Consider the following 23810-nt stretch of genomic DNA (forward strand, 5'->3'; position numbering starts at 1 on the left):
CACGGAACGGCGCACGGACGCAAGCCGGCGCGGCGCCGCCGGCCCTCAGACGTGGCTGGCGCGGCTGGCGCGGCCCGTCAGGGCTTCGTCGCCGGCTCACCCGCGGGACCGGCCGGGGCGGCGCCCTTCGGCGGCTCCTTGCCCAGATAGACGTATTCCGGGGCGGCGCGCAGCTGATCCTTGGTCGTGTCGATGCGCGCCTGGAGCGTCTTGTCGTCGGTCCGGTTGAGCTTGAGCACGGAGGGATCGACCGCGACATATTTCGAGCCGATCCCCAGGAAGCCGCCGACGCCGACGATCCAGGCTTTCACTGCCCCCTTCTGATCGAGGACGAAATCGGCGATCTGCCCGATCGTCTCGTTGGCGCCGTTGACGACGCTCGAGCCGATCAGCTTGCTGGCGACCATGTCGTCGGGTGTCTGGGCCACGAAGGTCGGGCGCAGGTTGTCGGCCATGGTGGCGGGCTGGCCGGGCACCGGCGTCGCGGCGCTGCCGCTGTCCGGGCCGGCATTCTGCGCTGAGGCTGTGGCGAGCCCTGCCAGCAGCAGGGCCGAGGCGAGGAGCGGGGTGCGCATCGGATCAGGTCTTTCGGACGTCGGGCCGCGAACGGGGTGGCGCCGCCTTAAGGTTCTGGCGGCCCTTAAGTTCCCCCGTCCTCGGCGGGTCCGCGGGACCGGCACGGCGCTTTGCCGGCTGCGCGACGCCGCCGCGGGTCTTTGACGGCACGGCTCCGGCCGCCCACAAGGCGGGCGCCATGCTCCGCCTCGCCCTCTACCAGCCCGACATCCCCCAGAACACCGGCACGATGCTGCGCATGGCCGCCTGCCTCGGGCTCGCCGTGGAGATCGTGGAGCCGGCCGGCTTCGACGTCACGGACCGGCACCTGCGCCGCTCCGGTCTCGACTACCTCGACCATGTGGCGATCACCCGGCACCGCTCGTTCGCGGCCTTTGAGGCGTGGCGGTCCGAGGCCGGGCTGCGGCTCGTGCTCGCCACCACGGCGGGCGCGCGACCCTATACGGATTTCGCCTTCCGCCCCGGCGATTGCCTGATGGTCGGGCGGGAATCCGCCGGCGTGCCGGACGCGGTGCACGCCGCGGCCGACGCCCGGGTGGTGGTGCCGATCCGGCCGGGTCTGCGCTCGCTGAACGTCGCGGTGGCGGCCGCGATGATCGCCGGCGAGGCGCTGCGGCAGGGGGCTGGACCGCCGGCGGCGGCCATCTAGAACCGAAGCCTCCCAATCGGTCGCCATCCTTGCGCGTGCAGCGCGGCAACCCGGTAGCGCCACGCTGACGGATGTCCCGCTGCGCTGGAGGGCTTGGCCCCGCTTGCAGAGGCAGGATCGGCAACGGATCCCGTTCCGCCGGCTTTGTAGGAGGAGATCTACCTTCCGACCGGAGAGACAAGCCGCCGCATGGACGACACCACCTTCAAGCCCTCGCGACGCCACGCCGATCTCGGGCCCGCCTTCTTCGATCGCGTCACCCCCGCCCGGTTCCCGGAGACGATCCTGCGCTATCGCAACCAGGCCTGGGCGGATCGGGTCGGCCTCGGCGGCCTCTCGGAAGCCGAGTGGATCGCCCATTTCGGCCGGTTCGAGCCCCTGCCCGGCAGCTTCGAGACCCCGCTGGCCCTACGCTACCACGGCCACCAGTTCCGCGCGTACAACCCGGACCTCGGCGACGGCCGCGGCTTTCTCTTCGCGCAGGTCCATGACCGTGCGGACGGGCGGCTCCTCGACCTCGGCACCAAGGGCAGCGGGACGACGCCCTGGTCGCGCGGCGCCGACGGCCGGCTCACGCTGAAGGGCGGCGTGCGCGAGGTTCTGGCGACCGCGCTTCTGGAGGCGCTGGGCGTCTATACCTCGAAGAGCTTCAGCCTGATCGAGACCGGCGAGGACCTCGTGCGCGGCGACGAGCCCTCGCCGGCGCGGTCCTCCGTGCTGGTCCGTCTGTCCCACGGGCATATCCGCATCGGCAGCTTCCAGCGTTTCCTGGCCTCGGGCGAACCCGACAACATCGCCCGGCTCCTCGACCACACGATCGAGACCCACCGGCCGGAGCTCTGGCGCGACAGCTTGGAGGACAGGGGCGTTGCCTTCCTGGAGGACGTGGTCGTCCGGGTCGCCCGGCTGGGGGCGCAATGGGCGGCGGCGGGCTTCGTCCACGGGGTGCTGAACACCGACAACATCAATGTCACCGGCGAGAGCTTCGATTACGGGCCCTGGCGCTTCCTGCCGCATTTCGACTCGGACTTCACCGCGGCCTATTTCGACGAGACCGGGCTCTACAGCTTTGGCCGCCAGCCGGAGGCGCTGTTCTGGAACCTCGCCCGGCTCGCCGACTGCCTGATGGTGCTGGCGCCGCAGGCGCGGCTGGAAGCCGCCCTCTCGGGCTTCGGACCGGCCCTGCAGGAGGCGTTCGCGATCGGCCTGTTCCGCCGGCTCGGGCTCGCCGAGGCGCCGCGGCCCGAGACCGACCGGCTGGTGGCGGCCGTCTGGCGGTTCCTGGCCGAGAGCCGGGCACCGTTCGAGCGGTTCTTCTTCGACTGGTACGGCGGCGTAGCGAGCGCCGCGCGGGCCGAGGCCGGGCCGGCCGCGGTCTACTATCGGTCCGAGGCCTTCGCGCCGGTGCGGGCCGCGCTGGAGCCGCTCGCGCCGGTGGCCGGTGCGCGGCTCGACCATCCCTATTTCGCGGCGGCGCCCTGCACCCTGCTGATCGACGAGGTCGAAGCCGTGTGGGCGCCGATCGCCGCGGCGGATGACTGGTCCCTGTTCGAGGCCAAGCTCGCCGCGGTGGCCAGGATGGCCGAGGCCTGTGGCACGGCGCCAGCCTCGGCCTGAGCCGCCTCTTCGGCCAGCCGCTGCCGCTCCTCGGCATAGCCCCCCGCGATGGCGAGATCGACCAGCCGGCGCGTCAGCCGGAAGGCCAGCCAGAACAGGGCGAGGCAGAGAAGGGTCGCGGCGGCGGCCTTGAGCGGGTCCAACGGGTTCTCCGGTGATCTCTCCTCGGTCGGGACCGCCGTCATAGAGCCCTGACCGGCTGCGGGGCAATTGGACTTCCGCTCAGGACCGGCCTGTCTCCGAGAGGGGTCCAAGCCCGAGAGCGGCCGCGCGCACCGTCCTTGCGAGCGAAGCGAAGCGATCCGGCAGCCCCACGATCGAACTCGTGGCGCGTCTCTGGGTCGCTTCGCTCCGCTCGCGATGACGGTGTTGGTAGGCTGGCGCTGGGCATACGGACGGCCCCGGAGCGGATCGTGGTATGCCGCGCCTCGGCCGGACACTCCGATCCGGAACTGAAAACCCCTCGATCAGGCGGACAACCTTGCGCGAGACCTTCCATATCGAAGTCCTCGGTCCCGAACCCGACGAGATCCAGACGCGGATCTCCGTGCGGGTCGGCAGCCTGGAGAGCGCGCAGGAGCGGGCGCTGCGCCTGTTCGCCCGCGCCCGGGTGCCGCAGCGTTCGGGCGAGCCGGCCCAGGCGGTCCGGGTGATCGACGGCGCCGGCCGGGAGGTGTTCTATCGCTCCCGCTTCGACGAAGGCGATTGAGGCGCTGGGAGGCCGGCGATGCGCACAGCCCTGATCCTGCCGATGCTCGTCCTCGCGGCCGGCGCGCTGTTCCTGCGCAGCTACACTCTGCCCCCGGCACCCGACCGTCGCGGCGGCACCACGCTGCTGCTGACCTGGCCGAACCGTCCGGTCTTCGGCAGCCCCCGGGCGGATTGTCTTGCGGCCCCGGCGGATCAGCCGGTCCTGCCCTGCCTGATCGCGTCCGTTGCCCGGGCGCGCGACGACGGGTTCACGCTGCTGCAGCTCCCGTTCTGCGCGACCTGCTACGACCTGTCGGGCCGGATCGCCGTCATCGGGCAGGACGCGGCGGCGACGCGGGCGAAGCTGGAGCAGATCGCCCGGTTCGGCTGGTGAGGCGCGCCCGGGCCACGCGCTCGCGGACCCGCTCCAGCCGTTGGGCCACCGGAAACAATTTGTCGCGCCCCGCCTCGACCAGGAGATGAGCGATCGGCCGGCGCTCCGTCCAGAAGGTGGAGCCGAGGGCCAAGTCCGGCGGCGCACAGGAATCGATCCGGTCGATCCCCAACGCACCGGAGAGCACCGCCTCGGTCAGGCGATGGACGAGCTGGACACCGGGGGCGGCCTCCGGTTGCGCCTCGTCGTGGGCGATCTTCAGGACCCAGGCCTCGGCGCCGGTGACCGGCACGATGGCGGCGGCCAGCGTCCGCTCCCCCCGGCGCAGGCGGACGACGCGCACCCCGCCCGCCGCGCCAAGATCGGCCAAGGCGGCGCGTAGGAACGCGACCTCCTCCGGCCGCTGCCCCAGGCCCGTGCCGGCCTGGCCTTTCCACCCGGCCGCCTCGAGGGCGACGTAGGAATCCAGCGCGGGACCGAGGTCGGCGGGTGCGTCGAGGATCTCGAACGTGACCGGGCCGTCCGCCTCCAGGAGCGCACGGGCGCGGCGCAGCTTGCGCCGACGCGGCCCGGAGAGGTGGTCGAGATAGGCGGTGCGGGCCTCCGGCGCGTGCGCCGTGAGGTCGAGCAGCCCGCGCGCGTGGGGCCAGTAGGCGGCGCGGCGCGGATTGCAGGCCGCGAGAAGGTCCATCAGCGGCCCGTCCGCGGGTGCGTTCGGCCAGTAAAGCCGCGGCGGCAGGCCGAGCGCCCCCGGGGCGGCGAGCAGCGCCGCCAGGGCCCCCGCCGGGTCGGCCCTGTCCAGGAGCGGCGCGCCGAAGGGGCAGTAGCCGTGGGTCCAGCCCATCAGCAGCGGCAGCGGCAGCCCCCAGCGCCCCCACGAGACCCGGAACGGCCAAGCCGCGAGGAGCCGCGCCCCCGGCTGCTCGGGGGGCCGGTCGGCGACGAGCAGGAGACGCACCCCCGCGCCGAAGGCAGCGCCGGCCGCGAGGGCGTAGCCCGCCTCGTAGAACGGGTTCCGGACCAGGGCCGCGGCGGCGAGCGCCCGCCAGGCCGGGATCCAGGGCATCGACGGGTCGAGGGGGCGGAGTGCCGCCACGAGGCCTGAGGCAAGGATCGCGGTATCCGGCATGGCGCCCCGTCAGGCGGCGAGTCGGTGGCGGATCGCGCCGGCGAAGCCGAGCACGTCGTAGCGCCACGCGGTCGCCCCTGCGGCGGCCGCAAGGAGGACCATGCGCAGCCCCTGCCCGGGGACCATCAGCCCGCCCGGCATCAGGCCGATCCCGGCCATCACGGCGCCGCAGGCGAGCGCGATCCCGACGATCCCCGCCATGTCGGCGAGCGGCAGCGGCATCGTCGTGCCGGCCCGACGGGCGCCGAGCACCAGGACGAGGCAGGCCGCGCTCTGCCCGCCCGCGAAGGCGAGGGCCGCCCCGGTGGCGCCGAGCGCCGGGATCAGCAGGAGCGAGAGGACGGCCACGGCCGCCAGGGTTGCGAAGGCGGCGGCCGCCTCGAGCCGGCTGGTCCGGGTGAAGTAGATCACCTGCCCGAAGTAGTAGGCGCGGAACATCATCAGGATGCTCGCCAGGACCAGCACCGGGGCGAGCTGCTGTGCCTCGGCCCGGTAATCGGGCCCGAGGAGCACCGCGACCACGATGTCGTCGAAGCAGAGGAAGAACACGGCTCCGAAGGCGGCGATCAGCGTCATGGCCCGGGCGGCATCGCTCAGCACCCGCGCCGCCGCCGCCACGCCGCCCGCGCGGGCATCGCGCTTGGCGATCGAGATCAGCGACAGGGCGATCGCCTCGCCGAACACGATGAAGCTCTGCCGCAGGAAGTCGGCGAGGGCGCCGTAGGCGCCGAGCCCCGCCGGCCCCACCGTGTGGGCGATGATCAGCCGGTCGAGGCTCTGGGCGAGCGCCGCCGTCCCGAAGGAGAGCACCAGCGGCCAGCCATAGGCGAACAGGCGCAGGGCCTCGGCCCGGCTGCCGCGGCCTGGCATCATCGGCGCGATGGTGGCGGCGGCCGGAAGCGCCGCGAGGGCATTGGCGGCGGCCACCGCGAAGGCGAGGTGCAGCGGGTCGGCCGAAAGGTGCAGAGCCGCGCTGCCGAGGCCGAGGATCAGAACCGCCCGGCTCATCACCGAGGCCGCCACGGCCCCGGCCTGCAGGCGCGTGCGCGCGATCTCGGTCGAGCCCTCGAACAGGGTCGTGCCGAAGGCCAGGGCCAGGATCGCGGCGGCCATCCGGGCCGGAATCAGCCCGAGGCCGGCGGCCAGGGCGCTGCCGAGGCCGGCGAGCAGCAGCGTGCCCCCCAGGATCCGCACCACGGTGCCGACCTGCGCGGGCTCGCGCGCCTCGTCGTACAGGGCGAAGAACGCGAATTTCGGCCACTGGCAGGTCGCCCCGTAGAGCACCAGCGCCCAGGACAGGACGTACAGGTAGGTGCCGTAGCTCTCCACGGGCGCGAGCCGCGTGAACACCGCCACGGAGGCCATGTTCAGGGCGGCCGCGAAGCCGCGCGAGCCGACATAGATCAGGCTGTGCCGGGCGATCATGTCCTACGATCGGTCAGACGCACGACGACCTCGCACCGCTCTGGGACGGACCGGGTTCATGGCGGGACGTCTCCCAGGGGGCTCACGCATGGCAGGCTGGGCGCTGCAGGCCGCGTGCCGCCGACCCGACCTTCAGCGACCGCCCGATATCCGGATCAGCGATCGCCCGGTCATCTCGGCCGGCTGGTCAAGGCCCATCAGGTCGAGGAGCGTCGGCGCCACGTCCGCCAGCCGGCCGTCGGCCAGGGACGTCCCCGCCCGGCCGACCAGGATCGCCGGAACCGGGCTGAGGGTGTGGGCGGTGTGGGGCTCGCCGGTCTCCGGATCGCGCATCATCTCGCAATTGCCGTGGTCGGCGGTCACGAGGAGGGCGCCGCCCTGCTTGGTCACCGCGTCGACCACCCGGCCCAGGCAGGCGTCGACGGTCTCCACCGCCGTCACGGCGGCGGCGAGGATGCCGGTATGGCCGACCATGTCGGGATTGGCGAAGTTCAGGATGATCAGGTCGTAGCGGCCCGAGCCGATCGCCTCCACGGCCCGGTCGGTGAGTTCGGGCGCCGACATCTCCGGCTGCAGATCGTAGGTCGCGACCTTCGGCGAGGGCACCAGAACCGCATCCTGGCCCGCAAAGGGCACCTCGCGGCCGCCGTTCATGAAGTAGGTGACGTGGGGGTATTTCTCGGTCTCGGCCATGCGCAGCTGCGTGCGCCCGGCCCGCGACACGGTCTCGCCCAGCCCGTTCGGCAGGTCGAGCGGCCCGAACAGGGTCTCGGCGAAGGCGTCGATCTCGACGCTGTACTGCACAATCCCGAGGGCGGCTGCGAACCGGACGGTCCGTCCGCGGGCAAAGCCCGCGAAATCCGGGTCGAGAAGCGCCTCCAGGATCTGCCGGGTCCGGTCCGCGCGGAAGTTGAAGCTCAGGATGCCGTCGCCGTCCCGCATCCCGGCATAGTCGCCGATGATGGCGGGTCGCATGAACTCGTCGGAGACGTCCTGCGCGTAGGACGCAGCGACCGCCTGCCCGGCCCGGGCGAAGCGGGTCCCGCGCGCGTCGACCAAGGCGTCGTAGGCGGTCTGGACCCGCTCCCAGCGCCGGTCGCGGTCCATCCCGAAGTAGCGGCCGCACAGGGTCGCGATCCGCATGCCTTTGGGCAGCGCGGGTTCCACGGCGGCGATGCAGGTGGCGGCCGAGCGGGGCGGCATGTCGCGTCCGTCGGTGAACCCGTGCAGACGGACCGGGATGCCGGCCGCGGTCAGCACGCGCCCCAACGCCACCGCGTGGTCCTGGTGGGCATGGACGCCGCCCGGAGAGAGCAGGCCGACGAGGTGGCAGGTACCGCCCGACGCACGGAGGGCCTCGACGAAGCGGATAAGGACCGGGTTGGTGGCCAGCGAGCCGTCCGCGACGGCGGAATCGATGCGCGGCAGGTCCTGCAGGACCACGCGGCCCGCGCCGATATTGAGGTGGCCGACCTCCGAATTGCCCATCTGTCCCTCGGGCAGGCCGACATCGGCGCCGAAGGTGCGCAGCTGCGCCCGCGGGTGCTCCCGCATCAGCGCGTCGAAAACCGGCGTCCTGGCTTGATGAACAGCGTTGTCGGCGACCGCGTCCCGGATTCCCCAGCCGTCGAGGATCACGAGCATCACGGGACGCGGGGTACTCTCGGGCACAGTCACGACTCTCCTGGACTTGGGCGCACCGCGCGCGGCCGGCCCCGTGCGCGTGTCGATAATCGGCTTGAACGCGCGAGACTACAGCAGAGCATGTGGAATCGACGACGGGTGCGTGCGAGCGTCAGGCATCCGACAAGTCCGCGATGTCCCAGGAGCGCCGATTTGTCCGGCACCTGCTGGGGCAAGGGCCACGTGCTCCCGTGTCAGGGCCGTTTGACAGACCCTGGATTACCGACCATCCCGCCGCCCGCGCCAACCGCCGCACGTGACGAGCGTCGTCATGCTGGAGGGCCGCCGGGACAATGCGCGTCGTGGCGGAGAACGTGCCAGGTCCGTCAGATCATCCTGACGGCGAGGCGCGCCATGCCGCCCGGAGGGTCGGCAAACGCAGCGACGCGTACGAGTTTGGCGCGCGACATGGTCGGTCGCGCCTATCGAGCCCTGGCCCTGCTCGATGGGACGGCGCGTCCGGGCGCGTTCAGCGAGGTCCAGCAGAAGATTCGCACCTTCGTCCAAGAGAATGTCCGCATCGTTGAGGAAACGAGCGGGAGCGAAACGCGCCCGCCGACACGGTCGAACGCGCAAATCTTCTCGCGAGCAGCGTCCTCGCCGAGGCGGAGAACAGGATCGCAACGTTGGCTCGACCGTCCCGGCACGGACGTGATCAAATCATTATTTGGCATCGGCCGCCAAAATCATCTAATATTGCGGTCTATTTACGATAATCTGGAGAACGGGAACGTGACTATGGGTTCCGCGATTGACTTCACCGAAAGTATCGACAGTCTTAATAGGGCATGTTACCCGGTGGAAGGACGGCAATAAATTCTTAAGCGTGATGATGGACGGCGATGATTGTGACCGAAACGCGCAAGGCGACGATGTCGCGCTCGAGGTCCTTGTCCGGGCGTATCACGCCCTGGCGGTGGTCTACGAATTGTCCAATCCTGGCGCCTACGCGGTGCTTCACGACAAGATGATGCCCTACCTGGTGGACAGCTTCTGCCAGGATGCGCAGGACCCGGCGGCCCCATACCCGGCCGAGATGGTCGCGACGGCCATGGAACGCGTCCGCTGCGCGCTGGACGACGTCCGGTCCGATGTCGCGGCCGTCCGGGATGGCGGTGATGAGGGTGCCTGCAAAGAGGCGCCTGTCGCGTCGCGAAGGCGAGGCTGAGCGCGGCCTTGATGACGAGGCCGGGGGCTCGCGAAAGCGTCGAGATACGGCCGGCACCGCGTGTCGAGGACGGTCTGGACGATCAAGTCCGCCGCGGTGGCGAGGCCGGCGCCACGCTGTTCACGAATCGCTGCCCGGTCGGCCGCCACGGACGAAGATTGACTCCGGATTTACGCGAACGAAAAAAATAACGCGTTGGATTTCAGCGCACCATAGCGGCGCTTTTCGAGCGAACATCCCTCGATCCGGCATCGGATAAGCCTGGAGTGCACGGGCCGTGATGCGGGGCGGGCCGGCTACCGGAACAGGGGCAGGCCTGCGCCGATGATGACGAGGCCGAGCACGAAGAGGCCGCCGCCCGCGCTCTCCAGAGCGGCCTGCTGAACCGAGCGGCGCGGAGCCAGACCGGCCAGCACCACACCCGAGAGCAGGCAGAACAGACTCAGGATGGTCATGGCAGGTGCCCCGGCGCCCAGGCTGAACGCCCGCAAGAGCGTCGAAACGGCGAGGTTGCGCCCGCAGACTTTAAGGAATTCCTCTTCCGGCAGGCGCGCACCCGTCATCCGGATGGCGGGGTACGGATCGCACAGCCAAGCCCGCCTGGGTCATCCGGAGGAATCATCAGGCGGGCGTGGCGAGCGGCACCTATCCGACCGGCCGGCACGATGGACGATCTGAGTGCCGGTCTCTCACCTATGCAGAGACGCGATGCCCGGTCGGGCACCCACGCCCGCCCCTCAGTCTGGGGGGAATGGCCTCGGAGCGAGCGTGGAGGTCGAGAGGAGGCTCGACGCTCGCCGGATGCAAGAATTATGCATTCACGGCCGCCGACGTTTCGAGGGCGTTGCTAGAGGCTGGCGGGTGTGGATGGTCGATCCGCGTCGATGACCTGACGCATGGCAGCTTGCCGCGGTCGTTTTCAATCTGCGAACCGGATGCGAGACTCCGTCAGCAACCGCTACCGCGACGCCGCCCGGTTCTCGACCGCCTTGCGCCGAGGCGATGCGCCGCGCGTCTCGGAGCCCAGATGTCGCCGCAGCGTGAGTGCTAGGGCGGTCGAACGCCATGGTCGGCGGGCCACGTCGACAATCGGGATGGCTGAGAGAACCTCCGGCCTGACCGTGTCCGCAGCCGAGAGCGAGAGCACGATCGGACGATCCACGATCCGGGCGGCGCGGCGGGCGAAGGCGAGGCCCAAAGGGCCCGACGGCCGGTTCTCGACGATCAGCAGATCGAAGCGCCCTGGCTCCGCGCGCAGGGCCGTCAGCGCCGCTTCCGGGTCCGTGTAGCCGATCGGCTCGTAGCCCAAGGCCGCGAGCGTCTCTTCATCCTCCTGCACCGCGGCGCGCGCACCGCCGACGATCATCACGGTGCCGCCGGCGGCCTGGACACCGGGCTCGGTCTGCGGGCGTACGGGCAACCACACCTCGAACACGCTGCCCACCCCCTGCGCACTGCGAACATGGAAGGCGCCGTCCTGTTCCTGGACAAACTCGAAGGCGGTGGCGAGCCCGAGGCCGGTGCCGGCCGGACGGGTGGTGAAGAACGGTTCGAAGATCCGCGCGAGCGTGGCCTCGTCCATCCCGCGGCCGGTATCGGCCACGCGGATCCGGACGTGTTCGCCGGGGGATAGCTCACCGTGCGAGAGCGTCCTCCCCTCGGACAGGCGGACGCGTTCGAGCTGCACGTCGATCGCCTTGCCCGGGTCGGAAGCCTGGATGGCGTTGCGGATCAGGTTATGGACCACCTGCTGCAGCTGCGCCGGCTCGCCGTCGACGACCGCACCTTGGGCAGCCCCGGTCAGGCGGATCGCGGCCCGTTCGGCGGTCGAGGCCCGGATCTGGGCGACCGTCTCGGCGACGATCGCATCGACGGCGCTCGTGCTCTGCGTCGCACCGCCCCGACGACCGTAGTCGAGAATCTGCCCCGCGATCTCGTGCGCGCGGCCCCCCGCCTGAACCAGCAGATTGATCTGCCGGGCGGCCCGGTGCGGGTCGGCCGGCAGGGCGTCGGCGGCGATCTCGGCATGGCCGAGCATGACGTTGAGCACGTTGTTGATGTTGTGCGCCACGCCGCTGGCGAAGATCCCGATCGCTTCGAGGCGCTGCGCGCGCCGGAGGGTCGCCTCGATCTCGCGGCGCTCGGCCCAGACATGCTGACGCTCCAGGGCGGCTCCGAAGCTGTCGGCCCCGATCTGCAGCAGGCCGCGCGAGTGCTGCAGCCAGGCCGGCCGCGCGCTGGTGCGCTCGAAGCACATCACGCCGACGACGCGCTCCCCGCGCCGAAGCCGCGCGCAGGTCCATGAAAGGACGCCACGCGCGGCCAGGACCTGCAGCAGGGCCGGCGGTCCGGTCCCCTCTCCGGTCTCGACGAAGAAGTGATCGTCGGGCGCGGCGAGAATGGCGGGGATCAGGGCGCGCTGCGCCTCGGGCCAGTCGCGGGGCTGCGGCCGGCCGGGCCGGCTCCACAGATAGACCGCTTCGGTCCCGTCGAGCATCAGGACGTAGCTGTGGTCCACGCCCAACCCTTCCCCGATCATGGCGAGAACCTCGCCGATGCACGCGGAGATTTCGTCCGGCTGGCTCGCCAGGAAGCGGTTGGCCGCCTGAGCGACGACGAACTGGAAAGCGACCGTCCGGCGCAGGACGAGGGTCCCCGCCCGCATCAGCAGGCCCACGCGGACGACAAGCGCCACCAGGGCGAGGGCCGCTGCGTAGAGCGCGAGGCGGAACCCGTCGGCGCGCCCCTGCCGCTCATCCTTCGCGGCGCGGCGGGCCTCCAGGAAAGCCTGCCGCGCCGCCTCGCTCGACGAGGCCGGCAGGGAGCGGGTGACGGTGTCGACCTGCGGCAGCAGGTCGAGGAGCTGACGCCCGTGCAGGACGATGGCGGCGATGTCCGCCCCCCGATCCGCCGGATGGCTGACCGCCGCCAGGGCGTCGAGCCGGGCGCGGATGTCGTCGAGGCGCCTGGGGCTGGATTCGCGGGCGAGTTCCGAGACCCGGATCTGAAGGGCGGCGACCGCGCGGGCGAGCCAGGGGTCGATGTCCGGCTCGGACAGGCGGTCGCTGAGGGAGTCGAAATAGGCGATCGAGTTCTGCACGAGGGCGTTGCCGGTCTTGAAGCGCTCGACCATCTGCGCCTCCCGGTTGATCGCCTCGGCGAGGGCGCGCACCTCGCCGTCGTCCGGCCCGCTCGCCGCCCGTATGCCGGCGAGCGCCGCCTGCATCTCCCGGAGATGGGCCACGATCTGATCGTAATTGCGCAGGAGCCCGGTCCGCGCCCGGAGCACGTCGTGCTGCATCCGGGATTCGGCGAGCGCGAGGGCGTCGGTCGTGCGCTGGGTCTGCACGTAGGCGGCGTCCATCTCGCCCTTGCCGTTGATCATGAGCCACGTGAGCAGCCCGGCCAAGAGCACGCCGAGCACGGCGGCCTGCACGGTCAGCCTCATGGCTGCGGCGCGGCGCCGGGCGCGTTCGGAGCCGTGAGCGGGCGTCCCGCATAGGAGCCGGTGAGCGTCCCGAGGAACGCCACGATCGAGGCGGTCTGCGACGCCGTCAGCTCCCGGCCGAGCTGCGCCCGGGCCATGAGCCGCACCGCCTCGGGGAGCGTGGCGACGCCGCCATCGTCGAAGTACGGCGCCGTGACCGCGACGTTGCGCAGGCTCGGCACCCGCAGCACCTCGGCGGACTTGTTGGGGATCGTGACGAAGATCCCGACCTTCTCGAACAGGTTGCCGCCGACATTGACGCCCTGGTGGCAGGCCGCGCAGCCGATCCCCCGGAACAGGGCGTAGCCCGCCCGCTCCGCCTGGGTGATGGCGTCGACGTCGCCGCGCAGCCAGCGGTCGAAGCGGCTGTCCGGGGTGAGCAGGCTGCGCTCGAAGCTGTTGATCGCGTCGATCACCGCCTCCCGGTCGGCCGCGTGGCCGTAGGCGGCCTGGAAGAGCGCGGCGAGCACCGGGTCGCCGTGGACCGTGTCGAGGATCCGGGGCCAGGAGCCGCCCAGGAATTCCGCCCGCGTTAGGGCGAGTTCGGCCTGATCGTGCAGGGTCGGGATGTCGCCGGCCCAGCCCAAACGGAAGCTCAGCGCCGCGTTGAAGGCCGTGGGCGTGTTGCGCGGCACCGGCGTGCCATCGGTGGTGAGGTTCCGGGCGACGGCGCTCGCCCCGTTGCTGCGGATGTCGTGGCAGCTGATGCAGGCCCGGTCGCCCCGGCGCGACAGCCGGGTGTCGGAAAACAGCATCCGGCCCAGGGCGACCCGGTCGGGATCCGCCCCGAGGCTGCTCGGGACGGGCGTGATGACGTCCAGCGCTTCCACGGCGTCGGCGGTCAGCGGGCTGCCGACCGGCTGCTCCTGGGCGAGAGGCGGCAGGATGGCCAGGGCGCTGCCAACGAGGCCGGCCGCGAGAGCCGCCGCGCGGGAACGGGCGAGGCGCGGTGGGGCCACGGCTACAGCTTCTCGACCGGCGCGGCGAAGACGTAGCCGATGCCGCGCTCGGTGACGATCAGGCGCGGCGCGCTCGGGTCCGCCTCCAGCTTGCGGCGCAGCCGCAGGATCTGGACGTCGATGCTGCGGTCGAACACGTCCTCGTGGACGCGCGTGGCCTGCAGGAGCTGCTCGCGGCTCAGCGGGCGCTGGGGCGCGTCGAGGAAGGCCACCAGCAGGGCGTACTCGCCCTTGCTCAGCGCGACATCCGCGCCGGCGGGGTTGGCAAGTCGCCTCCGGCGCCGGTCGAGCACCCAGCCGTCGAAGCGGCTGCGATGGGAATCCTGAACCCGGGCCGGGGCGGGCGCGACCTCGGCCCGGCGCAGGATGACCCGCACCCGCGCGAGCAGCTCGCGCAGCCCGTAGGGTTTGACGAGGTAATCGTCGGCGCCGAGTTCGAGGCCGATCACCCGGTCGATCTCGTCCCGGCGGTGGCCGGTGGTGATAATCACCGGCAGGTCGCTCCGGGCGCGCAGGTCGCGCAGCAGGTCGAGACCGTTCTCCGAGCCCAGCCGCAGGTCGAGCACAACGAGGTCGAAATCATCCTCCGCGAGCCGCTTCTCCGCCTCCGCCCGGTTGATCGCCGGGGTGACGTCGACGTCGTGGTCGGCAAAATGGTCCGAGACGATGCGCTGCATGCCGGCATCGTCCTCGATGAGGAGGATGCGCGTCGCGCCGGGACGCGCGCTCCGACCCTGACCCCGATCCAGACTGGGTTCGATCATGGCCACCTCCGGTTCGCGGCAGCCTGCCGCGACGGCACGATCTCGATGCGCCGGCTCGGGGCGCGTGAGCGCCGCCCGGGTCGGGAGACACCGCCGACCGGGAGACCTCCGCATCCATCGCCGACCCATCCCGGCGGCCCATCGAGGCGCGTCCGGACGTCGGGCCTTGCACGGCCGAGCTGATACCACGCCCCCCAAAGGATTGCGCCCTTCATATTGTGCGGGGCAGCACAATACGAGCATTCGCACCGGACATGGCTCTTCCGGCTAGAGGAAATTGGCTCTGTTACGGTTGTAACCGGAACCTATGCGACCGGAAATAGGGGTGTAATTTGCAAATACCATGATCATCCTCTCGCAATAGAGAGGCGACCATGGCCGACGCCGCAATCCCCGATGTTCGCCGACATGGCGGAAGATACCTGCTCACGTCAGGATCAGCGCGCGAGACACTCGCTGCTGATCTTGCGGAACGAGCGGGATTTCGGTCGCGGGAGCGGGCCGGCCCGGCTTCAGCATCCGTCGCGGGTGGCCGATCGGCGCGTCGCGGCCTCAGTCGGTGGCTGCTGGAGGGATTGGTGGTCAGCTTCGCCTACGGCGGCTGCATCCACAATATACATCCGGATTATGTCGACTTCCTGCGCAATATAAGCAGACATACCAAGATTTAGTGATGTAATTATCCGATATACCTGGCTACGAATCTCTCGGTTTTTAAATATCTCAATGTTTTCTGATCAAAAAACTAAACCGATCCCGGAAAAATCCTCCGACTACTGACCTAACGTTGCGCCTGCACGCGCGATCAGATTGGGAAACGCGATCCATGTCGCTCCATGTCCTCTGCATCTCGTGGGGAACCACGGGCAATCTCAGCCCCGTGCTGACGGCGGCCCGGCAACTGCACCGGGCGGGGCACCGACCGCGCGTCATGGCCGACCCTTCGATGCGCGGCGAGGTCGAGGCGGCGGGCTTCCCGTTCATCGGGTGGCGCCGGGCGCCGACCGGGACCGATGCCGACCCGGCCGACTTCTCGGATCTGGCCGATTGGCTGCGCCAGACCATGTTCGCGCCGGCGGGGACCTACGCGGCCGACACGCTCGACGAGATCCGCCGCCTTCCCACCGACGCCGTCCTGAGCCTCGATCTGCTGCCCGGCTGCGCCCTGGCGGCCGAGGCGGCCAACCTGCCGCACGCGGTCCTGTCGCCGCATATCAGCATCCGCCCGCTGCCCGGCATGCCGCCCGCCGCGAGCGGCCTGGCGCCGCCGCGGAATGCCGAGGAGCGGGCCGTAGTGGACGCGGCAACCGACGCGATCGTGTCGGCGATGGAGCAGGGTCGGCCGGCGCTCAATGCCGCGCGGCGTGCCTTCGGGCTGCCGCCGGTCGCCAGCGCGTTCGCCCATTTCGAGCGCGCCGACCGCGTCCTCCTGGCCGTCAGCCGCACCTTCGATTTCGACACCGAGGCGCTTCCCGCCAATTACCGCTACATCGGCCCCCTGCTCGACGAGCCGGGCTGGTGCCGCGGGGCGCTGACCGCATGGCCCGAGGCGCGCCGGCCGCGGATCCTCGTCGCCGGCAGCACCGGCGCGCAGAACCAGACCGACCTCCTGCGGCGGGTCGCGCGGGCGCTCGGGACGGTGGAGGCCCAGACCGTCCTGACCACCGGCCCCCATGTCGGGGCGAAGGACCTCGCCGCCCCGGACTCCATCCGGGTCGTGGCGGCCGCCTCCCATGACGCCCTCATGGCGGAAGCCGATCTGGTGGTGTGCCAGGGCGGTCACGGCACCGTCAGCCGGGCACTTCTGCACGGCGCGCCGCTGCTGGTGATCCCGCTCGCCCGCGACCAGGCCGACAACGCCGCCCGCATCGCCCTGCGCGGCGCCGGTCTGCACCTGGCCGCCGGGGCGAGCGAGGCCGAGATCGCAGCGGCCGCCCGCCGGATTCTGGCGGAACCGGGTTTCCGCACCGCCGCCAGGGCCCTCGGCGCGGCCGTGCGGGCGGATCTCGACGCGGCCGGGCTCGTCCGCGAGATCGAGGGGATGACGGCGTCGCATCGGGGCGCCGTCCGGGCCGGAGATCGGCATTGGGCCTGATCCGGGCCGCCGCCGTGCCGGCGCATCCCCGAATCCGCGCCGGCTCGGCCGCCTTCTCGGCGCTGCTCGGGCTGCTGGCGGCGCTCCCCACCTTCGGGATCGACATGATCCTGCCGAGCCTGTCGGACACGGCCGCCGCGCTCAATGTCCCGCCCTCCGCGATGGGCGCGGCCATCGGCGCCTACCTGCTCGGCCTCGGGGGCGCGCTGCTGGTCTACGGTCCGGCCTCGGACCGGCTGGGCCGCAAGCCCGCCATCGCCTGCGGCTGCCTCCTCCTGATCGGCGGCAGCCTCGGCTGCGGCGCGGCCCGGACGCTGCCGGACTTCCTGCTGTTCCGGACCCTCCAGGGCATCGGCGCCGCAGGCCCGGGCATGGCGGTCCTCGCGATGGTGCGCGACCTGTTCGAGGGCGAGGCGGCGCGCACCCGGATGTCGTTCGTCGTCCTCACGATCAACGTGGTGCCGATGCTGGCCCCGACGGTGGGCGCAGGGCTGATGGATCTCGGCGGCTGGCGCCTGATCCACGCCGCGCCGATCGCCGCCGCCCTGGTGGCGCTGGCGGCGATCCGGCACATCGACGAGCCCCTGCGGCGCGTCGCGGCGCCTGGGCCGGCGGCGACCGGGATCCTGCGCGGCTACGGCCGGATCCTGGCGAGCCGGGCCTTCCTCGGCTACGCCCTGTGCAACGCCGCGGCGGCGGGCGCGGTCTTCGCCTACATCACCGGCTCGGCGCTGGTGTTCATCGACGCCCTCGGCTTCCGTCCGCTGACCTACGGGCTGGTCTTCGGGGCGAGCTCCCTGTCGGTGATGAGCGGCGCGTTCCTGAACGGCCGCCTCGCGGCCTGGAGCATCGACCCGTCTCGGGTGATCGGCGCCGGTCTCGCCCTGGCGACGACCGCCGCGGCGCTCCTCCTCGGTGCCGCCCTGGCCTGGCCTCCCGCGGCCCCGCCGGTGATCGCCGCGATGGTCTGTGTCGCCCTGGCCTTCGGCCTCGTCTCGCCGAACGCCATGCACGGCGCCACGGAACTCAGCCCGGACGCGGCGGGCGCGGCGAGCGCCGTCGCGGTCTTCCTGCAGATGGGCGGCGCGGCCCTCGCGAGCGACCTCGTGGCCCGGTTCTTCGACGGGCGGTCCGCCCTGTCGATGGCCGCCGTGATGCTCGGATGCAGCCTCGCCGCGACCGCTGCCCAAGCCGGCCTCACGCGGCCGGCCGACCGGCGATCGCCCCTCTCAACCCCCTCCCCCCAACACGGAGAAACCGCATGATGTTCGACCCGCCCCCGTGGCAGCCCGTCCACCTGACGCGCGACGGCGCCAAGCTCGCCCATATCGAGGCCGGACCGCTCACGCCCGAGGGGCAACCGCTGCTGTTGATCAACGGCTGGACCGGCGATCACGGCATCTTCACGCCGCAGATCCGGCACTTCGCGAAGACCCGCCGCGTCGTGGCGGTGGACCTGCGCGGTCACGGCGCCAGCGATGCGCCGGAGCAGGACTACACGATGGCGGGCTTCGCCGACGACATCGCGTGGCAATGCCGGACCCTGGGCCTGGTGAAGCCGGTCGTCATCGGCCACAGCCTCGGCGGCGCGGTGGCCCTCGAGCTGTGCGGCCGCCATCCGGCGCTCGCCGCCGGTCTCGTGATGATCGACACGATCGTCCTGCCGTCACCGGACGCAGCCGGCAGCCCCGAGATCGAGGGGCTGCTGGCGGGCGTCGGCGGCCCGGATTACCGGGCGGTCGTGCGCGAGATGGCCTGGGCGATCGGCTGCGACTACGACCACCCGGCGCGGCGGCAGGCGCTGTTCGACACGTTCGTCCTCGGCCCCTGCCTGAAGACACCGCAGCATGTGGCCTCTTCGGCGCTCCGCGACATGATCCGGCACCACGATCCGGTGCCGGCAGCGCGTGCCTGCCGGATCCCCATGGCCTACATCTCGGCGGACGTGCCCCTGGTCGAGGCGGCGCGCGACCTCGACCGGCTGCGCGAACTCTGCCCGCAGCTCGTCACCGCCAAGACGCTGCTCGCGGGCCACTTCAACACGATCGAGGTGGCCGAGCAGGTCAACCCGATGATCGAGCGCTTCCTGGCGGTCGGCCTGAGGACCCGCGGGCGATAGCCGCGCCTGGCGGAAGACGCGGTTCCTGTGCCGGCGCGGACCGGCCCGCCCGGCTCACGCGCCGCACAGCGATGGCCGTTCAACGCCTCGTCTCCGCAGCGGCGCGACGCCCTCTCCTAACCTGGCGTCCCGGGCCTGCCCGGGATCGCTCGCGCGTGTGGGAACGAGTTTGGGATCGCAGATCCCGCGCGGGGGTGATGCAGGCGGCACACGTGCGGCTCCGCAAACCTGCCTCCGTGAGAGATCTCCGAGCCACACGTGGTGCGGAGACGCTGCCGCAACCGGACCGACAGCGCCGCCAGCGCGTACCGATCGGGCGTCACCGCGCTCTGCCGTCACCGATCCCGTCCTGCCCGGGCCGATCGCCCAGAAGACGGCGCGCCGATGTGATGACCTGGAGGGTCTGGGAGCTCAGCTGCTCCGCGCGCGCACGCCGCTCGTAATGCCGCAGGCGGTGGACCAGGTCTTCGTCACGCGCGACCCCGTGATCCAAACCGCCGATCACGGACTCGGTGATCGTCCGCCTCAGCAACGTCTCGAAGACGTCGTCCGTATTCGCCCACCCTTCAACCATGAGGACTTCTCCTTCTGTGAAGCGGAGACCTTCTCGATCGGCCGGGTTACGGCATGATTTCGGAATACCCGACGCGCGAAACGCAGCGCAGCGGACGTGTCCTTGCGCACAATCCGGGCGAATGGCCCTTCAGGAAGCCGCCTCTTCGGCTCGTGCCTTTCGGCGCGCCGAATGTTATGATCGTAACCGTCGGCCGAGCTTCCGAAATCATCCTGTAGCTCGGGCTTCCGAGAGTTCTCGCGCATCACAGCAGCGAGGATGACAGATGAACGGAACCGATGACCCGACGCGTCACGGCAGCCGGTCCGAGCTTCCGGACGGCGTCCCGACGCTGACGGTGGCGGAGCTGGAGGCCGATCCGCACGGCGTGTTCCGCGTCTGGCGGCCCCGCTTGCCCCTCGTCGGCCACGAGGTCGCGGGCTTCCTCGTGCTCCGTGCCCGCGATGTCGACCTGCTGATGCGCGACCCCCGCGCCCAGGCGACGGAGACGCTCTATCCGGAGACGCGCGGGATCCCGGAAGGCAGGCTGTTCGACATCTTCGCGCACGGGATGCTCACCGCCAACGGAGCCATCCATCGCCGGCGCCGCTCGCCCTTCACCCGCACCTTCGCGGCCCGGATGATCGAAGGCTTGCGCCCCCGGATCCGCGCGGCCGCGGAGAGCCTCGTCCGGGACGTGCTGGCGGAGGACGCGGTCGACCTCGTCGCGCGCTACACCGCCCTGATCCCGGCCCAGACCATCGCCGACATCCTCGGCCTGCCGCGCGATGACATCCCGCGCTTCACGCGGCTCGCCTACGAGGTCTCCCGGGTGCTGAGCTTCACTTTCGGACCGGAGGACATCCCGGATCTCGAGGCGGCGGCGCTCGCGCTGCAGGATTACGTGCGCGCGATCCTCGAGGCGCGCCGGTCGTCGCCCCAGGACGATTTCCTGTCCCGCTTCCTGGCGGAGGCCGATGCGGCGGGCGAACTCACGCCGCAGGAGGTGGTCGTCCAGCTCGTGCAGATGATCATCGGCGGCACCGACACGACCCGGGTCGCCGGCGCGATGCAGGTGGCGCTGCTGCTGCAGCATCCCGAGCAATGGGCGGCGGTGCGCGACGATCCCGGCCTGATCCCGGCCGCGGTGGCCGAGTCGCTCCGGTACGAGCCGAGCGTCGGCTCCGCCGGACGGGTCGCCCGGGAGGATATTGCGCTCGACGGGCATGTCATGCCGGCCGGGAGCATGATCCTGCTCTCGACGCTGTCGGCGCTGCGGGACAAAGCGGTCTACGCGCATCCCGACACGTTCGACATCCGGCGCGCCGACCTTCCGCGCCTGCATCCGATCTTCGGCGGCGGCGCGCACCGGTGCATCGGCGAGGCCCTGGCCCGAATCGAGCTGGAAGAGGGCCTGGGCGCCCTGATGCGCCTCGCCCCTGACCTGCGCCTGACAGGCGCGATGCCGGTCATCCAGGGCCACAGCGGCATCCGCCGCATCGATGCGCTGCGGGTCGCCGCCTAGCGGCTGCCCACCCCCGTTTCAGCCGTAACCGTTTCGGCCGCGCTCCGCAGCCGCGCCGTAACAGGCCGCGCCCAGCCTGGCTCCCGGGCCTCGCGGCGATCGTGCGGCGCCCCCTTTCCTCCTCACAGATAGGACATGCGATGAAGGTCCTCCTCTGCTCGACGCCCGCCACCGGGCATCTCAACCCCCTTCTGGCTATCGCCCGCATGCTGGTCGATGACGGCCACGACGTCATGGTCCTGTCGGGCTCCTCCTTCCGCGACCGCATCACCGCGGCGGGTGCCCGCTTCATGGCCCTGCCGGGCAAGGCGGATTTCGACGGTCGCGACCTCCGCGCCGTCGTGCCCGAACTGGCTCAGATCCCGCCCGGGCTGGATTGGCTGCGCGTCGCCATGGAGCGGATCTTCGTCGATCGGATCCCCGACCAGTACCGGGGCCTGCGCGAGGCGCTGCGGGCCTTTCCCGCCGCGGTGGTGATCGGTGACGACATGTACTTCGGCGCCCTGCCGCTGCTGCTCGGGCCGCGCGCGGAGCGGCCCGCCGTCGTCCTGTGCGGCACCTCGTTCCTCCACTGCACACGCCCCGACAAAGCCCCGGCGTTCATGGGCCTCCCGCCGGCGGAGTCACCGGAGCAGGAGACGGCCTATGGGCGGATCGCCGAGGCCTACGATGCGGCGGTCGATCGGCCGGTCGGGCTGAGCCTCGCCGCCGTTCTGGCGGAGCTCGGCCTGGCCGCGCCGCCCTGGCCGCTGTTCGACGCGGTCGTCCGGCTCGCCGACACCTACCTGCAGCTCACCGTTCCGAGCTTCGAATACCCGTTCGCGATGCCGCCGGCGGTGCGCTTCATCGGAGCCCTGCCGATCGTCCCGGATCAGGCGGCGCTCCCGTCCTGGGCCGGCGATCTCGACGGCACCCGCAAGGTCGTGCTCGTCACGCAGGGCACGGTCGCGAACCACGATTTCGGCCTGCTCGTCGCCCCGGCCCTCCAGGCTCTCGCCGGTGAGCCCGACATCCTGACCGTGGTGACGGCGGGCGGGCGGGGGCTCGACGCCATCCCGGGCCCGATCCCCGCCAATGCGCGGCTCGCGCCGTACCTGCCGTTCGAGTGGCTGCTGCCCCGGATCGACGCCATGGTGACCAATGGCGGCTATGGGAGCGTCAACCAGGCGCTGAGCTTCGGGATCCCGCTCGTCGCCGCCGGACTCACCGAGGACAAGGCCGACGTGAATGCCCGCATCGCGTGGTCGGGGGCGGGGATCGACCTCGCCACGAACGCGCCGACGCCGGCGGCGATCCGGCAGGCGGTCCGGACTGTGCTCGACGCGCCCGGCCACCGCCGGGCGGCGCAGCGCCTCGCCGCCGCGTTCGCCGCGTACGACGCGAAGGCCGAGATCCTGCGGCTCCTGTCCCAATACGGCGGAGGCGGTCACGTGCGCAGCGCCGCCTGATCGAACATCGGACCATGCCGCGGGCCGCTGCGCGAAGAGCGGCCGTCCCCCCTATACGCCCATGACGGCACCCGGCCCGCTGGGCTGGGTGCCGTTCGCGTGAGGTCACGCCGGCCCCGATATGAAGCCAATATTGATCAGCAAATCTTGAACGAACTCGATCTTATACGCCAAATTTCTGCTGTAATAGAATTTACGCTTTACGGAACAACGTCGAAATATCGAAGATGTACGTCTAATGCTCCGAAACCGGGAGCACAAGACCATGATCAACCCGCGAAAAAGGTCCACGGCAGGCGCTGCGGTCGCAACCCTTCTCCTCTCCTTGGCGGCCCCCAATGCGGCGCTGTCACAGCCGATGCCGCGCTTCGCGCAGCCCGACGTTCCGAGCCCGGCCGCGACGGCTCACACCCTCCCGTCTTGGCGGAGCCAAGCCTCCCGCTCTCCCGACGTCGAGCGCGAGCATCTGAAGGCGCAGCGCATCATGAACCGCGTCTGCTCGGGCTGCTGATGCCGGCGATGTCCCTTCCGAAAACCCGCACGGCGACGGTGGACGCCCTTTCCGGGTCCGGTCGGGTGCGCCGGGGGGCCGGGCCGGCGCAGACCGCCTCCCCGCGCGACGGCGCCGCGCCATGGGGCGCCGCGCTCCTCACCGCGGCGGCGATGCCGCTGCTTCTGGGGCTCGCAGCCGCGACGGAGCCGGAACCCGTCACCCTCGGCCTCGCCGGGCTTACCCTGACCTGGCTCGCGCTGCGGATGGAGCGCCTGCGCTCCGCGGCCCGGATCGCGACGCGTCATCGCGACAACCTCGCGCGCCTGGCCGCGCCGGCGGTTGCCCGGTTGGTCGCCGAGTCCGATTCCGTCGCGCTGCGCGCCGGCTGGGAGCAGGAGGCGACGGTGCTGTTTGCCGACATCCGCGGCTTTACCTGCCTGTGCGAGACCTTGGCGCCCGGCGAGGTTGCGGCCTTCCTCGCGGCGTTCCGGACGCGCGCCGCGCAGGCGATCGAGCTTGCGGGCGGCCTCGTCGACAAGTTCGTCGGCGACGAGGTCATGGCCGTGTTCGGCGTGCCGCACGCGGCACCAGGTGATACCGATCGCGCCGTCGCGGCGGCCCGCTCTCTGGCTGCCGCAATGTCGGCCTGGAGTGGCGAGCGGGAGCGGGCGGGTCTGCCGCCGGTCCGGATCGGGATCGGGCTGCACCGCGGCTCGGTTTTCATCGGCGCCATCGGGGCGGAGCGCGTCGAGTTCACCGCGGTGGGCGATACCGTCAACGTGGCCCGCCGCCTGGAGCAGATGACCCGCACTCTGGCCTGCGACTGCATCGTCTCGGAGGCCGTGGTTCAGGATGCGGCGCCCGGCGAGGCACGGATTGTCGCCGTTCGGCCGGTGCGCGGCGCCTGTGCCGTCCTGCGCCTGTTCGCCATCCGGCTGGACCCGTAGCGGCCGGGCGCAATCTTATTCGGAGCGGAGTATTCGCGGCATGGTAGCCGAACAGGTGCGACGCGGCCGGGGCTGGAGACGCCACCGGC

Annotated in this window: 19 protein-coding genes; 11 read left to right on the forward strand and 8 right to left on the reverse strand. The window is 71.3% G+C overall.

Annotated elements, in window-relative coordinates; translation table 11 throughout:
* Positions 1–77 precede the first annotated feature (77 nt).
* The gene (locus tag JOE48_RS12565; protein ID WP_210030185.1) at positions 78–575 is read right to left on the reverse strand and encodes a PRC-barrel domain-containing protein; all 498 of its coding nucleotides are present in this window, start codon (positions 573–575) and stop codon (positions 78–80) included.
* Positions 576–754: 179 nt separating this feature from the next.
* Between JOE48_RS12565 and JOE48_RS12570 the strand changes: the two genes are divergently transcribed.
* From JOE48_RS12570 to JOE48_RS12585, 4 genes are all read left to right on the forward strand, one after another.
* Positions 755–1225, forward strand: a complete 471-nt coding sequence (locus tag JOE48_RS12570) for a tRNA (cytidine(34)-2'-O)-methyltransferase (protein ID WP_210030186.1) — start codon at positions 755–757, stop codon at positions 1223–1225.
* A 189-nt stretch (positions 1226–1414) separates the two neighbouring features.
* Entirely contained in the window at positions 1415–2842 is a 1428-nt protein-coding gene (locus JOE48_RS12575; RefSeq protein WP_210030188.1) for a protein adenylyltransferase SelO, read from the forward strand.
* Between the two features lie 481 nt (positions 2843–3323).
* The gene (locus tag JOE48_RS12580; RefSeq protein ID WP_210030190.1) at positions 3324–3551 is read left to right on the forward strand and encodes a hypothetical protein; all 228 of its coding nucleotides are present in this window, start codon (positions 3324–3326) and stop codon (positions 3549–3551) included.
* An 18-nt stretch (positions 3552–3569) separates the two neighbouring features.
* Positions 3570–3926 (forward strand): hypothetical protein, encoded by a 357-nt coding sequence (locus tag JOE48_RS12585; RefSeq protein ID WP_210030192.1) that lies wholly within the window; start codon positions 3570–3572, stop codon positions 3924–3926.
* Here the strand turns inward: JOE48_RS12585 and JOE48_RS12590 are convergent.
* The 3 genes from JOE48_RS12590 to gpmI form a co-directional block, all read right to left on the reverse strand.
* Positions 3862–5055, reverse strand: a complete 1194-nt coding sequence (locus JOE48_RS12590) for a GNAT family N-acetyltransferase (protein WP_210030194.1) — start codon at positions 5053–5055, stop codon at positions 3862–3864. The two genes, JOE48_RS12585 and JOE48_RS12590, sit on opposite strands and share 65 nt — an antisense overlap.
* 9 nt (positions 5056–5064) lie before the next feature.
* Positions 5065–6480 (reverse strand): lipopolysaccharide biosynthesis protein, encoded by a 1416-nt coding sequence (locus JOE48_RS12595; RefSeq protein ID WP_210030195.1) that lies wholly within the window; start codon positions 6478–6480, stop codon positions 5065–5067.
* Between the two features lie 132 nt (positions 6481–6612).
* The gene (gene gpmI / locus JOE48_RS12600; protein ID WP_210035726.1) at positions 6613–8124 is read right to left on the reverse strand and encodes a 2,3-bisphosphoglycerate-independent phosphoglycerate mutase; all 1512 of its coding nucleotides are present in this window, start codon (positions 8122–8124) and stop codon (positions 6613–6615) included.
* Positions 8125–8992: 868 nt separating this feature from the next.
* Between gpmI and JOE48_RS12605 the strand changes: the two genes are divergently transcribed.
* Positions 8993–9331: a hypothetical protein gene (locus JOE48_RS12605; RefSeq protein WP_245253274.1), complete on the forward strand. Its 339-nt coding sequence runs from the start codon at positions 8993–8995 to the stop codon at positions 9329–9331.
* A gap of 296 nt (positions 9332–9627) precedes the next feature.
* Here the strand turns inward: JOE48_RS12605 and JOE48_RS12610 are convergent, their stop codons facing one another.
* From JOE48_RS12610 to JOE48_RS12625, 4 genes are all read right to left on the reverse strand, one after another.
* A complete protein-coding gene (locus tag JOE48_RS12610) occupies positions 9628–9786 on the reverse strand; it encodes a hypothetical protein (RefSeq protein ID WP_210030196.1) in 159 nt (52 codons plus the stop codon).
* A 503-nt stretch (positions 9787–10289) separates the two neighbouring features.
* Complete coding sequence (locus JOE48_RS12615) at positions 10290–12779, reverse strand: two-component system VirA-like sensor kinase (protein ID WP_210030197.1); 2490 nt, start codon at positions 12777–12779, stop codon at positions 10290–10292.
* Positions 12776–13777, reverse strand: a complete 1002-nt coding sequence (locus JOE48_RS12620) for a cytochrome-c peroxidase (protein ID WP_210030198.1) — start codon at positions 13775–13777, stop codon at positions 12776–12778. The genes JOE48_RS12615 and JOE48_RS12620 overlap by 4 nt, the downstream gene beginning before the upstream one ends.
* 2 nt (positions 13778–13779) lie before the next feature.
* Positions 13780–14541 (reverse strand): response regulator, encoded by a 762-nt coding sequence (locus tag JOE48_RS12625; RefSeq protein WP_210030199.1) that lies wholly within the window; start codon positions 14539–14541, stop codon positions 13780–13782.
* Between the two features lie 826 nt (positions 14542–15367).
* Here JOE48_RS12625 and JOE48_RS12630 point away from each other — a divergent pair.
* The 6 genes from JOE48_RS12630 (at position 15368) to JOE48_RS12655 (ending at position 23721) form a co-directional block, all read left to right on the forward strand.
* Complete coding sequence (locus tag JOE48_RS12630; RefSeq protein WP_210030200.1) at positions 15368–16636, forward strand: glycosyltransferase; 1269 nt, start codon at positions 15368–15370, stop codon at positions 16634–16636.
* The gene (locus tag JOE48_RS12635; RefSeq protein ID WP_210030201.1) at positions 16627–17901 is read left to right on the forward strand and encodes a Bcr/CflA family efflux MFS transporter; all 1275 of its coding nucleotides are present in this window, start codon (positions 16627–16629) and stop codon (positions 17899–17901) included. Before JOE48_RS12630 ends, JOE48_RS12635 begins: the two co-directional genes overlap by 10 nt.
* Positions 17898–18755, forward strand: coding sequence for an alpha/beta fold hydrolase (locus tag JOE48_RS12640; protein ID WP_210030203.1), 858 nt, complete (start codon positions 17898–17900; stop codon positions 18753–18755). Before JOE48_RS12635 ends, JOE48_RS12640 begins: the two co-directional genes overlap by 4 nt.
* Positions 18756–19594: 839 nt before the next feature.
* On the forward strand, positions 19595–20833 hold the full coding sequence (locus JOE48_RS12645; RefSeq protein WP_210030205.1) for a cytochrome P450: 1239 nt from the start codon (positions 19595–19597) through the stop codon (positions 20831–20833).
* 140 nt (positions 20834–20973) lie between these two features.
* On the forward strand, positions 20974–22281 hold the full coding sequence (locus JOE48_RS12650; protein WP_210030208.1) for a glycosyltransferase: 1308 nt from the start codon (positions 20974–20976) through the stop codon (positions 22279–22281).
* A gap of 519 nt (positions 22282–22800) precedes the next feature.
* Entirely contained in the window at positions 22801–23721 is a 921-nt protein-coding gene (locus JOE48_RS12655; RefSeq protein WP_210030211.1) for an adenylate/guanylate cyclase domain-containing protein, read from the forward strand.
* Positions 23722–23810: the final 89 nt, after the last annotated feature.

It is taken from the genome of Methylobacterium sp. PvR107 (assembly GCF_017833295.1).
GTDB lineage: Bacteria > Pseudomonadota > Alphaproteobacteria > Rhizobiales > Beijerinckiaceae > Methylobacterium.

What these genes read in the sequence shown, in the direction of transcription:
- JOE48_RS12575 (WP_210030188.1), top strand. Translation starts at nt 1,415, where the DNA reads ATGGACGACACCACCTTCAAGCCCTCGCGACGCCACGCCGATCTCGGG.
- JOE48_RS12570 (WP_210030186.1), top strand. Translation starts at nt 755, where the DNA reads ATGCTCCGCCTCGCCCTCTACCAGCCCGACATCCCCCAGAACACCGGC.
- JOE48_RS12605 (WP_245253274.1), top strand. Translation starts at nt 8,993, where the DNA reads ATGATGGACGGCGATGATTGTGACCGAAACGCGCAAGGCGACGATGTC.
- JOE48_RS12610 (WP_210030196.1), bottom strand. Translation starts at nt 9,786, where the DNA reads ATGACCATCCTGAGTCTGTTCTGCCTGCTCTCGGGTGTGGTGCTGGCC.
- JOE48_RS12650 (WP_210030208.1), top strand. Translation starts at nt 20,974, where the DNA reads ATGAAGGTCCTCCTCTGCTCGACGCCCGCCACCGGGCATCTCAACCCC.
- JOE48_RS12585 (WP_210030192.1), top strand. Translation starts at nt 3,570, where the DNA reads ATGCGCACAGCCCTGATCCTGCCGATGCTCGTCCTCGCGGCCGGCGCG.
- JOE48_RS12625 (WP_210030199.1), bottom strand. Translation starts at nt 14,541, where the DNA reads ATGATCGAACCCAGTCTGGATCGGGGTCAGGGTCGGAGCGCGCGTCCC.
- JOE48_RS12655 (WP_210030211.1), top strand. Translation starts at nt 22,801, where the DNA reads ATGTCCCTTCCGAAAACCCGCACGGCGACGGTGGACGCCCTTTCCGGG.
- gpmI (WP_210035726.1), bottom strand. Translation starts at nt 8,124, where the DNA reads ATGCTCGTGATCCTCGACGGCTGGGGAATCCGGGACGCGGTCGCCGAC.
- JOE48_RS12630 (WP_210030200.1), top strand. Translation starts at nt 15,368, where the DNA reads ATGTCGCTCCATGTCCTCTGCATCTCGTGGGGAACCACGGGCAATCTC.
- JOE48_RS12565 (WP_210030185.1), bottom strand. Translation starts at nt 575, where the DNA reads ATGCGCACCCCGCTCCTCGCCTCGGCCCTGCTGCTGGCAGGGCTCGCC.
- JOE48_RS12595 (WP_210030195.1), bottom strand. Translation starts at nt 6,480, where the DNA reads ATGATCGCCCGGCACAGCCTGATCTATGTCGGCTCGCGCGGCTTCGCG.
- JOE48_RS12640 (WP_210030203.1), top strand. Translation starts at nt 17,898, where the DNA reads ATGATGTTCGACCCGCCCCCGTGGCAGCCCGTCCACCTGACGCGCGAC.
- JOE48_RS12590 (WP_210030194.1), bottom strand. Translation starts at nt 5,055, where the DNA reads ATGCCGGATACCGCGATCCTTGCCTCAGGCCTCGTGGCGGCACTCCGC.
- JOE48_RS12645 (WP_210030205.1), top strand. Translation starts at nt 19,595, where the DNA reads ATGAACGGAACCGATGACCCGACGCGTCACGGCAGCCGGTCCGAGCTT.
- JOE48_RS12615 (WP_210030197.1), bottom strand. Translation starts at nt 12,779, where the DNA reads ATGAGGCTGACCGTGCAGGCCGCCGTGCTCGGCGTGCTCTTGGCCGGG.